This window comes from Pseudooceanicola sp. DL12 (genome assembly GCF_056270665.1).
Genome location: NZ_CM149884.1, coordinates 2,740,590 through 2,753,304, shown reverse-complemented (window position 1 = coordinate 2,753,304; position 12,715 = coordinate 2,740,590). Strand labels below are relative to the sequence as shown.

12 protein-coding genes are annotated in these 12,715 nt (G+C 69.1%); 2 read left to right on the top strand and 10 right to left on the bottom strand.

Features of this window, described 5'->3' with window-relative positions:
• Positions 1-27: 27 nt before the first annotated feature.
• From AC0WR5_RS12830 to AC0WR5_RS12815, 4 genes are all read right to left on the bottom strand, one after another.
• Entirely contained in the window at positions 28-861 is an 834-nt protein-coding gene (locus AC0WR5_RS12830; protein ID WP_475863660.1) for a metal ABC transporter permease, read from the bottom strand.
• Positions 858-1,715, bottom strand: coding sequence for a metal ABC transporter permease (locus tag AC0WR5_RS12825; RefSeq protein WP_475863659.1), 858 nt, complete (start codon positions 1,713-1,715; stop codon positions 858-860). Before AC0WR5_RS12825 ends, AC0WR5_RS12830 begins: the two co-directional genes overlap by 4 nt.
• Before the next feature lie 151 nt (positions 1,716-1,866).
• Positions 1,867-2,682, bottom strand: a complete 816-nt coding sequence (locus AC0WR5_RS12820; RefSeq protein WP_475863657.1) for a manganese/iron ABC transporter ATP-binding protein — start codon at positions 2,680-2,682, stop codon at positions 1,867-1,869.
• Positions 2,679-3,593, bottom strand: coding sequence for a metal ABC transporter substrate-binding protein (locus AC0WR5_RS12815; protein ID WP_475863656.1), 915 nt, complete (start codon positions 3,591-3,593; stop codon positions 2,679-2,681). The genes AC0WR5_RS12820 and AC0WR5_RS12815 overlap by 4 nt, the downstream gene beginning before the upstream one ends.
• Before the next feature lie 638 nt (positions 3,594-4,231).
• Between AC0WR5_RS12815 and AC0WR5_RS12810 the strand changes: the two genes are divergently transcribed.
• On the top strand, positions 4,232-4,612 hold the full coding sequence (locus AC0WR5_RS12810; RefSeq protein ID WP_475863654.1) for a DUF4186 domain-containing protein: 381 nt from the start codon (positions 4,232-4,234) through the stop codon (positions 4,610-4,612).
• 3 nt (positions 4,613-4,615) lie between these two features.
• Here the strand turns inward: AC0WR5_RS12810 and AC0WR5_RS12805 are convergent, their stop codons facing one another.
• Both AC0WR5_RS12805 and AC0WR5_RS12800 read right to left on the bottom strand, forming a co-directional pair.
• Positions 4,616-6,205: a gamma-glutamyltransferase family protein gene (locus tag AC0WR5_RS12805; RefSeq protein ID WP_475863652.1), complete on the bottom strand. Its 1,590-nt coding sequence runs from the start codon at positions 6,203-6,205 to the stop codon at positions 4,616-4,618.
• The gene (locus tag AC0WR5_RS12800) at positions 6,202-7,338 is read right to left on the bottom strand and encodes an amidase (RefSeq protein WP_475863651.1); all 1,137 of its coding nucleotides are present in this window, start codon (positions 7,336-7,338) and stop codon (positions 6,202-6,204) included. The genes AC0WR5_RS12805 and AC0WR5_RS12800 overlap by 4 nt, the downstream gene beginning before the upstream one ends.
• 145 nt (positions 7,339-7,483) lie before the next feature.
• Here AC0WR5_RS12800 and hpxZ point away from each other — a divergent pair, with 145 nt between their 5' ends.
• Positions 7,484-7,870 (top strand): oxalurate catabolism protein HpxZ, encoded by a 387-nt coding sequence (gene hpxZ / locus AC0WR5_RS12795; RefSeq protein ID WP_475863649.1) that lies wholly within the window; start codon positions 7,484-7,486, stop codon positions 7,868-7,870.
• A gap of 27 nt (positions 7,871-7,897) precedes the next feature.
• Here hpxZ and AC0WR5_RS12790 read toward each other — a convergent pair whose 3' ends face one another.
• The 4 genes from AC0WR5_RS12790 to AC0WR5_RS12775 all read right to left on the bottom strand — a co-directional run bounded on the left by AC0WR5_RS12790 (position 7,898) and on the right by AC0WR5_RS12775 (position 12,430).
• Entirely contained in the window at positions 7,898-8,320 is a 423-nt protein-coding gene (locus tag AC0WR5_RS12790; RefSeq protein WP_475863647.1) for an NUDIX hydrolase, read from the bottom strand.
• A gap of 61 nt (positions 8,321-8,381) precedes the next feature.
• The gene (locus AC0WR5_RS12785) at positions 8,382-9,515 is read right to left on the bottom strand and encodes a sensor histidine kinase (protein WP_475863645.1); all 1,134 of its coding nucleotides are present in this window, start codon (positions 9,513-9,515) and stop codon (positions 8,382-8,384) included.
• Between the two features lie 3 nt (positions 9,516-9,518).
• Positions 9,519-9,986, bottom strand: a complete 468-nt coding sequence (locus AC0WR5_RS12780) for a response regulator (RefSeq protein ID WP_475863644.1) — start codon at positions 9,984-9,986, stop codon at positions 9,519-9,521.
• Complete coding sequence (locus AC0WR5_RS12775) at positions 9,983-12,430, bottom strand: sensor histidine kinase (RefSeq protein ID WP_475863643.1); 2,448 nt, start codon at positions 12,428-12,430, stop codon at positions 9,983-9,985. Before AC0WR5_RS12775 ends, AC0WR5_RS12780 begins: the two co-directional genes overlap by 4 nt.
• Between the last annotated feature and the right edge of the window lie 285 nt (positions 12,431-12,715).

Genomic DNA, 12,715 nt, shown 5'->3' with positions numbered 1-12,715 from the left:
GCCGAGGCAGGGTGTTTGGCCGGGTGTTCAGCCGGGGGCTCCGGCCCGCCGGGTGCGGAGCTGTCGCTGGGCGAAGGCGGCGAGAAAGGCCGCCGAGAGGATCAGGATGATGGTGGGGGCGGGGGCGCTGTCGAGGAAGAAGGACAGGTAGGTGCCGGCGAGCGTTGCGCCGGCGCATGTGAGCGTGGCGACGATCAGCATGTGCGAAAAGCGCCGCACCAGCAGGAAGGCCACGGCACCGGGCGCGATCAGCAGGCCGACCGCGAGGATCAGCCCGGTGGCCGAGAGCGTGGCGACGATGGTGAGGGTGAGGGCTGTGAGCAGCCCGTAGTGGAGCCAGCCGGTGCGCAGGCCCGAGGCGCGGGCCTGGACCGGATCGAAGGCATGGAGCAGCAGATCGCGCCATTTCAGGGCGATGCCGGCGCTGACCGCGAGGGCGATGGTGCCGGCGGTGGCCAGGTCGCGGGCGTCGACGCCCAGCATGTTGCCGAAGAGGATGTGATCGAGGTGCAGGTCGCTGTCGATGGCGGTGTAGAGCACGATGCCAAGAGCGAACATGCCCGAGAAGACGACGCCCATGACGGTGTCGGGCTTGACCCGGCTGTGCTCTGCGAGAAAGCCGGTGAGCAGGGCGGTGGTCATGCCGGCGGCGAAGGCCCCGAGGATCAGCGGCAGCCCCGCGACATAGGCGATGACGATGCCGGGCAGCACGGCATGGGAGACCGCGTCGCCCATCAGTGCCCAGCCGCGCAGCACCAGGAAGCACGACAGCTGCGCCGTGGGCACCGAGACGATCAGGCAGATCGCGAAGGCGCGCAGCATGAAGGGGAACTGGAAGGGGAGGAGGAGGTCCTCTGTCATCGGGGTGCTCCGGCGGTGGCGCGGGCGCGGGCGCGCGCAGCGAGGTGGCCGTGGCGGGGCGCGAAGAGGAAGGCCAGCAGGAAGAGGGCGGTCTGCAGGCAGATGATCACCCCGCCGGTGGCACCGTCGAGAAAGTAGGAGAGATAGGCGCCGAGGAGGCAGGTGAGGCTGCCGAGCGCGACGGAGGTGGCGATGAGCCGGGGAAAACGGTCGCAGAGCAGGTAGGCGGTGGCGCCGGGGGTGACGACGAGCGCCACCACCAGGAAGGCGCCGACGGTCTGCATGGCGGCCACGACCGAGGCCGAGAGCAGGGTGAAGAAGAGCAGCTTGAGCGCGGTGGGGCGCAGGCCGATGGTGCGGGCATGGGCCTCGTCGAAGAAGGTGACCATGAGGTCCTTCCATTTCAGCAGCAGTACCGCGAGGGTGATGCCGCCGATCAGCGCCAGCTGCAGCGTGTCGCGTGGCGTGATGGCGAGGATGTTGCCCATGGTGATCGTCTGCACCGAGATCGCCATGGGAGTGACCGAGACCATGAAGAGCCCGAGGCCGAAGAAGCCGGTGAAGATCATGCCGATGATCACGTCGACCTTGAGCCCGGACCGTTCGGAGAGAAAGAGCATGGCCAGCGCCGCCAGCCCGCCGGAGAGAAAGGCGCCGAAGACCAGCGGCAGGCCGAGCATGTAGGCGCCCGCCACGCCGGGCACGACGGAGTGGGAGAGGGCATCGCCGATGAGCGACCAGCCCTTGAGCATGAGATAGGCCGAGAGGAAGGCGCAGACCCCGCCGGTGAGGGCGGAGACCCACATGGCGTTGACCATGTAGCCATAGGCGAAGGGTTCGAGCAGGAGGCTCATGCGTGGGCTCCGGCGGGGCCGGGCGCGGGGGGCTCTGCCCCCGTCTCCCTGGCGGGAGACTCCCCCGCCGTATTTTCGGAAAGATGAAGGGGCGGGCGGATTTGCACGGGAGTTTGCAGGGGGATCTGCCCGGGGATCGGCACGGGGAGGATCACAGGGAGGCTCCGGGGGCGATGTCGGCCAGGGGCATGTGGTGCAGCACGCCGCCGAAGGCCTGTTCGAGATTGGTGCGGGTGAAGATCTGATCGGTGGGGCCATGGGCCAGTACCGTGCCCTTGACCAGCACGCAGCGGTCGCAGAAGTCCGGCACGGTGCCCAGGTTGTGGGTGGAGACCAGCATCACGCGCCCCTCGTCGCGCAGGGCCCGCAACAGGGTGATGATCTGCGCCTCGGTGCCCAGGTCGACGCCGGTGAAGGGTTCGTCGAGCAGGATCACCTGGCCCTCCTGGGCCAGGGCCCGGGCAAGGAAGACGCGCTTTTTCTGGCCGCCGGAGAGCTCTCCGATCTGGCGGTGGCGAAAGGCCGTCATGTCGACGCGGGCGAGCGCCTGATCGACGGCGGCACGGTCGGCGGCGCGGGGACGGCGGAGAAAGCTCATGTGCCCGTAGCGGCCCATCATCACCACGTCCTCGACCAGCACCGGAAAGGCCCAGTCGACCTCTTCGGCCTGAGGCACATAGGCCACGAGATTGCGCCTCAGCGCCTCTTTCACCGGCAGGCCGAGCAGGCGGATTTCGCCGCCGCCTGCACCGGTAAAGCCCATGATCGCCTTGAAAAGCGTGGATTTTCCGGCGCCATTGACGCCGAGCAAGGCGGTGATCGTGCCGCGGGGTATCGCAAGGCTGGCATCGCGCAGGGCGGTATGGCCATTGCGGTAGGTGACCGTGACATGGGCCGCCGAGATACCGCCGGCGGGATCGGGATCAGGCGCGGATGCCGGGGCGGACCGGGGGAGGGCCGCCGTCATTGCGCGGCCGCCGCATAGCCGTCGACGATCATGCCGGTGGTGACGCGCAGCAGGTCGAGATAGCTGGGCACCGGACCATCCGGGCGCGAGAGGCTGTCGACGTAGAGCGCGCCACCGTAGGCCGCACCGGTTTCGCGGGCCACCTGTTCGGCGGGGGCAGTGTTGACCGTGCTCTCGCAGAAGACCACGGGGATCGCGTGATCGCGCACGCCGTCGATCACCGCGCGGACCTGCTGTGGCGTGCCGGTCTGATCGGCATTGATGGGCCAGAGGTAGAGCTCTCTCATCCCGAGATCACGGGCGAGGTAGGAAAACGCCCCCTCGCAGGTGACGAGCCAGCGCTGCTCCTTCGGGATGCGGGCGATCGCGGCGCGCAGGGGGGCGAGGGTCTCGGTTATCTGCTGCTTGTAGCGGGCGGCATTGGCGGCATAGGTCGCGGCATTTTCGGGATCGTGTTCGCTGAGGGCTGTGGCGATATTGTCGATGTAGATCAGGGCGTTGTCGGCCCCCATCCAGGCATGCGGATTGGGTTTGCCCTGATAGCTGCCGGTGGAGATCGACAGCGGCGCGATGCCCTCGGAGAGGGTGACGGAGGGCACCGGGCCGAGATTGCGCAGGAACTGGTCGAACCAGGCCTCGAGGTTGAGGCCGTTGTAGAGGAGCAGGTCTGCGTCATGGGCGCCGGCGATGTCGCGGGCCGTGGGTTGATAGCCGTGGATCTCGGCGCCGGGGCGGGTGATCGAGACCACCTCGGCCGCGTCGCCCGCCACGTTCGCCGCCATGTCGGCCAGCACGGTGAAGCTGGTGACGACCTTGAGCCGCTCTGCTGCCCGGGCGGGGCCGGTCGCGGCGAGGCCCGCGCAAAGGGCCAGGCCGGCGAGGTGGAAGCGGGGCAGGACGGCAAGGGGCATGGGCAGCTCCGGATCAGGGCGGGGCACGTCCGGAGGGAAAGGTGGTGGCCCGGATCGCGTTTAGGGAATCGTATTGCAATTGAGAAGCATTCGCAAACCAATTGCAAGCGGAGCCTGCAGAGGTGACGCGATGTGACGCGAGGAAAGTCATCCGTCTGGGGGGGGGCGCCGGAACCGGGGGGCGCGAAAGAGGGCGGCGGGAAAAGGAAAAGGCAGCCCGGGGGGTACGGGCTGCCTCTTAAGGCGCGCCATTCGGCGGGGACCGACGGGGCGCAAGGCCGGGGCCTGCTGGATACGTGGCTGGCTGGACCGCGGGGCTTGGTGGATTGCAATGGGGTGCAACCTGCCTGGCTGTGCGACCGGACTGGCCGGTATCGGGATGGCTGGCTGGCGATGAGCTGGCGCGCTGTCTTGAGAATGGTTCTAACATGCGAGTTTTTGAGTGGCAATGGAAAAAATCAATGAAAACATATAGTTGACTGTTTTTGTCGGGTGCTGCGGTGGCAAAGGGTTCCGGCCCGGGCGGCCGGGGATTAAGGTGTTGGAAGAACAGTGGAATTTGCATGTGTCGCCGGCGCGGCATTGGGGGCGGGCCCGTGAGGTCACCGCCGGAGGCGCCGGGGACGGGAGGACAGGGTATGGCGGAAATGCTGGATCGGCAGGAGGAAGCGCAGCTCTTCGGGCGACTCGGCCGGTCGCGATTCCGCAGCCGGTTTCACCTGGGCGCGCGAGAGCGTGCCTATGCCGATGACAAGGGCCGCAGCGTGATCGCGCGCCATGCGGCGGAGTTCATCGAGACGCGGCTGGCGCCGGCGGAGCCCGCGAAGGACGGCAAGCAGACGCCGATGCGCGGGCATCCGGCCTTTGTGGCGCAGCATGCCACGGCGACCTGCTGCCGGGGCTGCGTGGCGAAATGGCACGGCATCCCGCAGCACCGCCCCCTGACGGAGGCGGAGCAGGCGCGGCTGGTGGCCGTGATCATGGCCTGGATCGACCGCGAGATGGGGCTGAAGCGCTAGGCCTCAGAGGCAGAGGGCGGCGGCATCGGCGCGGGGATCGCCCGCGGCTTCCATCAGGCCCGAGGCATGCACCGAAACGGCGCCGGCATGGCCCATGACATCGTCGAAATCGCCGACGACCTCGGTGGCATGGCCCATCTGCGCGAGGGCCTCGACGAGGGCGGGGGCAAAGCGGCTCTCGAGCTTGAGCGTGGTGGAGGCATCGCCCCAGGTGCGTCCCAGCAGCCAGCGCGGCGCGGCGATGGCGCGGGCCAGCGGCTGGCCGAAGTGGACATGGCGGGTGAAGAGCGCGGCCTGGGTCTGCGGCTGTCCCTCGCCGCCCATGGTGCCATAGGCGATGACGCGGCCATCGGAGAGATGGGCGAGCGCCGGGTTCAGCGTGTGGAAGGGGTAGCGCCCGGGGGCGAGGCCGTTGGGCCCGCCTGCGAGCGAGAAAGCATGGCCGCGGTTCTGGAAGGTGATGCCCGTCCCGGGGCAGGTGAGGCCCGAGCCGAACTCCCAGTAGACGCTCTGGATGTAGGAGACGACCGTGCCCGAAGCGTCGGCGGTGCCCATCCAGATGGTGCCGCCATCGGCGGGGGGCTGCGGCCAGGGCGCGGCGCGGGTCATGTCGACGGCGGCGGCCATGCGGTCGAGCGACACGTCGGTGAGCCATTCGGCGGCATCGCGGGGCATGGCGCGGGGATCGCCGAGCTCGGCGTTGCGGAGCAGGAAGGCCTGCTTGGTGGCCTCGACCAGGGCATGGATATGGGCCACGCCATCGGCCTGATCGGCGGAGATGTCGCGGGCGAGCCGGTCGAAGATGCCGAGGATGGCGAGGGAGGCCGGCCCCTGGGTGGGCGGCGGATGGTTGAAGACGGTGCCGGCGCGCAGGCGGACGGAGAGCGGCGTGACCTGCCGGGCGCTGTGATCCGCGAGGTCGGCGGCGCGCAGCGGGCTGCCCTCGGCCTCGAGGAACGCGGCGTGGGTGGCGGCGAGATCGCCATCGTAGAAATCACGCAGGCCGGCATCGGCCAGGCGCTGCAGCGTGTCGGCCAGCGCGGGCAGCCGCAGGCGGTCGCCGGTGGCGGGGGCCTGGCCCTCGGGCATGTAGATCGGCGCAAAGCCGGGGACGGCGGAAAGCTCGTCGAACTTGGACGCGGTCAGGGCGGCCTGGCTGGCGGGCACGGCGATGCCGGCGCGGGCCTGGGCCACGGCGGGGGCCAGAAGGCGGGCGAGCGGCAGCCCCTCCGGCAGCACGCCCAGGGCCGCCTGCCAGCCGGCGACGGCACCGGGCACGGTGAGTGCGGCGAGCGCCCCGCGCGGGGGCGGCGCGGCCTCGAATCCGTGCCCGGCATAGAAATCGACGCTGGCGAGCCCCGCGGCGGGTCCGCAGGCGGCAATGGCCAGTGGCGTGCTGCCGGGGCGGTGGATCAGCCAGAACCCATCGCCGCCGAGCCCGGTCATGTGCGGGTAGACGACGGAGATCATGGCGGCGGCGGCCACCATCGCCTCGATGGCATTGCCACCCTCGGCCAGCACGTCGCGGGCGGCCTGGGTAGCGGCGTGATGCGGGGCGGTGGCAGCCCCGCCGAAGCCCATGGCACCGATCATGACAGCATCCTTTCGGCAAGGGAGAGAAGCGCGGCATCGGAGCCGCGCGGGCCGACGAGCGACAGGCCAACCGGTGCCCCCTCGACCGTGGCGAGCGGCAGGGAGATCTGTGGCAGGCCGGCATTGCCCGCCACGGCCAGGATCGAGAGCGCCGCGTTGCGGTAATCGTCCATCGCCGGGCCGGAGGTAGCGAGAAGCGGCGCAGGCCCCGGGGCCGTGGGCAGCAGGAGCGCCGTGCCCGCGGGCAGAGCGGCATCGGTGGCCGCGGTCAGCGCGGCGCGATCGGCGGCGGCGCGGGTGAACTCGGCCTCTGTCACGGCGCGGGCCATGGCGAAACGCTCGCGGATGCCGGGGCCGAAATCGGGCGTGGCTTCGCTGACCCATGCGCCCAGGAGGCGCCAGATTTCAAAGGCCTGATGGGTGCGGAAGCTGGGCAGGACCAGGGCGCGCTCCGCCTCGGTGAAGAAGGGCGCGGCATCGAGGCCCGCGATCTGCGCGGCAAAGGCCCGTTGCACGGGGGCGGAGGCCAGCGCCCAGAGATCGCCGGGCGCACGCAGGGTGTCAGGCACGGGCGCCGGCGTGATCCCGAAGGCGCCGGCGGCGCGGATCATGGTGGCGATGTCGCGGGTGAGCAGGCCGACGGTGTCGTAGCTGGGCGCAAGGCCCAGCATGCCGGCATCGGGCAGCAGGCCATGGGTGGGCCGCCAGCCGACCAGCCCGCAGAAGGAGGCGGGCAGGCGGACCGAGCCGCCGGTATCCGAGCCGAGGCCGATATCGGCCAGCCCCTGCGCCACGGCCGAGGCCGAGCCGGAGGAGGAGCCGCCGGGCACCCGGTCGGGGGCGGCAGGGTTGAGCGGCGTGCCGTAGCGCGCATTGGCGCCCATCAGGGAATAGGCGAGCTCGTCCATCTGGGTCTTGCCGAGGAGCGTGGCACCTGCCTGCATCAGGGCAGTGACGGCGGCGGCATCGCCCGTGGCAGGCGCATGGCGCGCGGCCCATTCGGGGGTGCCGGCGCCGGTGATCATGCCGGCCACGTCGAAGTTGTCCTTGACCGCGAGGGTCAGCCCCGAGAGCGGGCCGGTGGTATCGGTGCGGGGCGGTGTGATCCGCGCCACGAAGGCATCGCAGGTCATTGGGATATCCGGAACTTCTGCATCAGGTGGTGCGGTACAGGTGTAGGAGCTGTGCAACGATGGGGCAAGGCCGGGCGCTGCGGGATTGCGGGCGACGCGGGGGAAACGGATAGTCTGTACGAATGGACAGCAAGTGGAGAGCGAGATGCGCGAGATCAACCGGCCGGAGGTTCTGGCAGAGCTGACAGCGGCCTGCGACGCCTATGAGGCGGCGCTGATGGGCAATGATCTGGAGGCGATGGATGCGCTGTTCTGGAACAGTGGCGAGACGCTGCGATATGGCGTGGGCGAAAACCTCTATGGCATCGAGGAGATCCGCGAATTTCGCAAGGCGCGGCCGGGTGGATCGCCGCAGCGCGAGGTGCTGCGCCGGGTGATCACCAGTTTCGGCGCCGACATGGGGGTGTCGAACCTGGAGTTCCGGCGCGAGGGCAGCGAGAGGATCGGGCGGCAGAGCCAGACCTGGATCAAGACCGATGCGGGCTGGAAGGTGGCCGCGGCGCATGTGTCGCTGATGGGCAGCGGGCACTGAAGGCATCACGTGAGGAACAGTCTGTAATCAAATGTATTGCATGGATTGTTCCGCGATTTCCATCACGTCCCTGCTGAGCGCATAGGCGCCGGAGCGGAGGTCTGCGAGGCTGACCCAGGCCGCGGCCGAGACATCGTCGGCAGCCTCTGGCGTGCCCGAGATCCAGTGACAGAGCGTGGCGATCAGCACGTAGTGATGGCGCAGGCGGCCGGCCGCGTCGCGGTCGATGGCATCGAGGGCCGCGAGCACCGGACCGGCGCTGGCCGTGATGCCGGTTTCCTCCTGCAGCTCGCGCAGGGTGGCCTGTGCCAGGGTTTCGCCCGGCTCGATCTTGCCGCCGGGAAAGCCCCAGAGCCCGGCATCGGGCGGGTTGTCGCGCCGCACGAGCAGCACGCCCTGGCCGCGGGGCACCACGGCGATGACGGCGGGAACGGGACGGGTGAGCGACATGGGAGCCTCCGGCGGTTGCGCGGCGCAGTCTAGCGCCGCGGGGCCCGGAGGAAAGGGGCAGCTAATGTACCTGGGCGCCGGGTGGGCGGCTGAGAGGGCTGACGGGGGCTGCGGGGGAGGCGGGCGCCTGGGCGGCGAGCGTGAAATGGAAGGTGGTGCCGCCGTCCTGGTTGGCATCGCACCAGATCCGGCCATCGTGTCGCTCGACGATCTTGCGGCAGGTGGCAAGCCCCAGGCCGGAGCCCGGGATCTTGTCGCCTCCGGCGAGGCGACGGAAGGGTTCGAAGATACGATCGCGCTGGTCCTCGGGGATGCCGATGCCGTTGTCGTGCACCTCGACCTGCATCATGCCGTCGGCCGCGGGGGCGGCGGCGATGCGGATGCGCGGCGGCGCCTCGCCTGCGTACTTGATGGCATTGGCGATCAGGTTCTGCAGCAGCTGGGCGATTTGCGGCGGCGCGCACCAGAGCGGTTGTTCGGGGGCGGAGATCTCGATGCGGGCGCCGGTTTCGGAAATGTCGGGGGCGAGGGCGGTGAGGGCCCGCGCGGCGACCTCCTGCAGGGTGGCCTGACGGCGCTGTTCCACGCGGTCCATGCGAATGTGCAGGGCCAGGCTCTCGACCAGTTCGGACATCTGGGTGGCCGAGCGGGTGAGCAGCGCGAGGCCCTTGAGAGCGGCCTCCATGTCACCACATTCGATATCCTCGGCAACCATCTGGGACAGGTTCAGCACGCCGCGGACCGGGGTCTTGAAATCGTGCACGAGCACATGGGCGAAGGTCGTCAGCTCCTGCTGCTGGGTCTCGAGGCGCTGGGTCATCCGGGCCAGCTCGATGCCGTTCTCGAGCATGCGTTTCAGGGCGCCGGGCGTCAGGCTGCGCTTGGTGATGTAGTCGGAAGCGCCGGCCTTGATGGCGGATTTCGCGACCTCCTCGTCGCCCTGGCCGGTCATCAGGAAGCAGGCGACCCCGGGCCAGAGGCGCCGGATCTGCCCGAGGGTGTCGAGGCCGGTCTGACCGGGCAGCATGTAGTCGAGGATCACGGCATCGGGGATGCACTCCGCGAAGGTCAGCGCCTCTTCGCAGCTGGTAACCTCGTAGGTGCGGCTGTCGGGGCATTCGGAGGCGAGCATCCGGCGGATCATCTTGCGGTCCCCCAGGTCATCGTCGACGATCAGAACGGTCGGGGCATCCATTGCTCAGTTCCGGCGTTTCAATGGCATGTCTGGCAGTTCGACGATCCGCCAGTAGTGATCGAGGGTGCCGATGAGATTGAGGAAATCCCCGCCCGCGTTCTGTTTCAGGATGTAGCCGGCCACGTTGTAGGCATAGGCGCTGGCCTTGTCGCGGTCGTCGTTCGAGGTGGTCAGCAGGAAGACGATGGTGCTGCGCAGGTCCGGATCGGCGCGCAGGGCGGCCAGGAACTCGATCCCGTTCATGCGGGGCATGTTGAGGTCGACCAGCAGGATGTAGCGTTCAGGCGGCGTGCCGCTCTCTCCGCGCAGCAGCGCGAGGGCCTCGATCCCGTCGACGACGCGGGTGACCGGATTCGCGATGCGCGCCTTCTCCAGCGCGCGGCGGATCGCCTTGGCGTCACCATCGTCATCCTCGACCAGAATGATGTCGAGCGGGCTGCGATGGGGGGGCTGGTGGCCATCGAGCATCATGCGGCTTGCCCTTCCGACGAGGTTGTTTCCGGTGTCTCGGTCACTGTCTTCGGCCAGAAAAGTTCAAAAATCGTTCCCCGCTGTCCGTCGGAGTGCACTTTTATGGAGCCGCCGGCGAGGTCGAGATACTTGCGTACCATAGCCAGCCCCATGCCGCTGCCGTCGACCTGGTCGCGGGGCTTCAGGGTCTGGAACATCTCGAAGATGCGCTCGTGGAATTCCGGTGGAATGCCGGGGCCGTCGTCGGAGACGGTGAAATGGAAGCCGTCCCCGGCCTCCTGGACGTCGAGGCTGACCCTGCCGGAGGCCCGGTCGTGGTGCTTGATGGCATTGCTGACCAGGTTCAGCAGCACGGTGCTGATGGGCATGTTCGGCAGGGTGATCTCGGCAAAGGCGGGCGAGGCCTGGAAGGTCATGCCGGCGGGCAGGTTGATCAGGCCGCGGATGTGATCGACGATCTCGTCGCCGGAGACAATGGTGGCGCGGTCCCGGGTGCGGCCGATGCGGGAATGGGCAAGCAGGTCCTCGAGCAGGCGCTCCATCCGGGCAACGCGGCTGCGCAGCAGCGCCAGGCTCTCGCGCGTGTCGTCTGTCAGGACGGGTTCCAGATCCTCCTCGAGCCAGCGGGAGGCATTGTCGATCACCCGCAACGGCGCCTTGAGATCGTGGGAGGCGATATAGGCGAACTTGTCGAGTTCTGCATTGGAGCGCTCCAGTGCTTCGATCAGCTCGCGCATCTGGGCCTCGGACTGCTTGCGCAGGGTGGCATCGCGCAGGATGCCGATGAAATGCGGCCGCCCGCCATAGACCCGGCGACTGACGGTGATTTCCAGCGGCACCAAATGGCCGTCCTGGTGCAGCCCGTGGATGTCGCGGTTGCCGGCCATGGGGCGGGCCATGCTGTCCTGCGAGGTCTCGGCCAGGTGGCGGCCATGGTGCATGGCGTCCTCCGGCGGCATCAGCATTTCGACCGGCGCACCGATCAGGGCCTCTCGGGAATGGCCGAGCAGGCGCTCGACCGATGCGTTCACCTCTTCGATGCGGCCCTGGGCGTCGATGGTGACGATGCCGTCGGCCGCGCCGTTCAGGATGGCCTGAACGCGGCTGGTCTGCACGAGCAGATCGTTGGAAAGGCCGATGAAGCTGCGGGTCAGGTCGCCCACCTCGTCGTGGCCGACATCGTCGATCTGAAGCGGCCGGTCTCCGGAATGGGCCTGGATGAGGCTGCGCAGCTGCCGCAGCGGGCGGGTGAGACGCTCGCCCATCAGCCCGGCGGCCAGCCCGGCGAGGATCACCAGCAGAACGGAGAGCGCGGAGGCGATCACCAGGGTGGCGCGCGCCTGGTCGAAGAGGCGCGAGACGGGATAGGCCTCGGTCACGAAGAGGCGGAAGCCGCCGGGCGCCTCGGGATCGGTGACGGGGATCGTGTGTGTGAGCCAGCCGGGGCTGTCGCCGATGTCGGCCAGGGCTTCCGGGGCATCGCCGGAGCCTGCAGCCAGGGGCACCAGCGGCAGGGTGTCCGGCGGCGGGAAGGCACGTGTGCCGCGGCTGTCTGCGGGGGGGGCGCCGGCAGAGGGCGTGGCAGGGGCCGCGATCGCGGGCCGGTCAAGCAAGGGCGCCTGACCATCGGCGAGGAAGGTCACCCGATCGCCGGAATTGTTCACCACGACAAGGCGATAGTGGCCCGAAACATGCGGGCGGGCCGCGATGATCAGGCGGTGGTAGTCGCTGGTGAGGAGGAGCGCGCCGAAGAGATGCCCGTCGGGCGCATGGAGGGGCAGCAGGTGGTGCAGCACGGCCGTGGCGCCGCCGGTGTCATCCTCGGGGCCGGGTTCGACGGGGAGGAAGAGGCCGCGCTGTTTCCCGGCGGCAGGCCCGGTGGCGGGGTCGAGATCGCTCAGCAGCTTCCGGATGGCGCTCAGGTCGGGCTGGGCCTGTCCCGTGGGCCGGATCAGGATCGGCTCATGCCCGTCCCGACCGACATGGACCAACTCCCGCTCGACCCGGTCCAGGCGGAGCAGCACGATGTCGGTGTAATGCGGCCGGGTCTGCAGGATGATCGAGAAGATCGCCGCAAGGCGGCTCTGCCACTGGCGATAGGAGGAGGATTCCCGGGGGTCGATCTGACCGGGGGTGGCAATGCTGCGCATGATGCCGGAGATCGGCGGCATCCGTGCCAGGATGTGGGCATCCTGTTCGATCTGGTCCAGCACATCGCGAATCTCGCCGGCATGAATGGGCGCGGCCACCTGCAGGGCATCGGTCGCGATGCGATGTTCGGACACGACGGTGCGGGCAAAGAAGAGCGCGGCCAGGGCAACGGCCGTGAGGCCGGTCACCCCCACCGTAAGAAGCACGACCTTGGCCCGGAGGCTGAGGCCGCGAACGGGGGCGGAGGCGTCGGGAATATCTGTCGTGTCGCCCTGGCGAAGCCCTGTCGGCATGCGAAGCCCTGTCGGATGGTGGCCCGGAGCCAGTGCCCGTCAGATCATGGGCCGGTTGTCGGAGCCTTCGGAATAGGTGATCGTATCAAGTCGTCTCGGCCTGTAGGAGGAGCCGCGCCCGAACCGGTTCGGGATCCGGGCAGCGGTTGCCGGGGATATTCCCTTTGCCCGGCTAAGAAACCGTAAAGAAGCCCCGCCCGTTGCGCTTTGCCGAGGTGCATGGTTAATCGAAGATCACCGGTCCTTTGCGGCAGGGCGGGCAGGGCGCCGGCCCCGCCGGGCAGG

Excerpts from the sequence above, each read along its gene's own strand:
- AC0WR5_RS12830 (WP_475863660.1), bottom strand. The coding sequence starts at position 861 with ATGACAGAGGACCTCCTCCTCCCCTTCCAGTTCCCCTTCATGCTGCGC.
- AC0WR5_RS12825 (WP_475863659.1), bottom strand. The coding sequence starts at position 1,715 with ATGAGCCTCCTGCTCGAACCCTTCGCCTATGGCTACATGGTCAACGCC.
- AC0WR5_RS12820 (WP_475863657.1), bottom strand. The coding sequence starts at position 2,682 with ATGACGGCGGCCCTCCCCCGGTCCGCCCCGGCATCCGCGCCTGATCCC.
- AC0WR5_RS12815 (WP_475863656.1), bottom strand. The coding sequence starts at position 3,593 with ATGCCCCTTGCCGTCCTGCCCCGCTTCCACCTCGCCGGCCTGGCCCTT.
- AC0WR5_RS12810 (WP_475863654.1), top strand. The coding sequence starts at position 4,232 with ATGGCGGAAATGCTGGATCGGCAGGAGGAAGCGCAGCTCTTCGGGCGA.
- AC0WR5_RS12805 (WP_475863652.1), bottom strand. The coding sequence starts at position 6,205 with ATGATCGGTGCCATGGGCTTCGGCGGGGCTGCCACCGCCCCGCATCAC.
- AC0WR5_RS12800 (WP_475863651.1), bottom strand. The coding sequence starts at position 7,338 with ATGACCTGCGATGCCTTCGTGGCGCGGATCACACCGCCCCGCACCGAT.
- hpxZ (WP_475863649.1), top strand. The coding sequence starts at position 7,484 with ATGCGCGAGATCAACCGGCCGGAGGTTCTGGCAGAGCTGACAGCGGCC.
- AC0WR5_RS12790 (WP_475863647.1), bottom strand. The coding sequence starts at position 8,320 with ATGTCGCTCACCCGTCCCGTTCCCGCCGTCATCGCCGTGGTGCCCCGC.
- AC0WR5_RS12785 (WP_475863645.1), bottom strand. The coding sequence starts at position 9,515 with ATGGATGCCCCGACCGTTCTGATCGTCGACGATGACCTGGGGGACCGC.
- AC0WR5_RS12780 (WP_475863644.1), bottom strand. The coding sequence starts at position 9,986 with ATGATGCTCGATGGCCACCAGCCCCCCCATCGCAGCCCGCTCGACATC.
- AC0WR5_RS12775 (WP_475863643.1), bottom strand. The coding sequence starts at position 12,430 with ATGCCGACAGGGCTTCGCCAGGGCGACACGACAGATATTCCCGACGCC.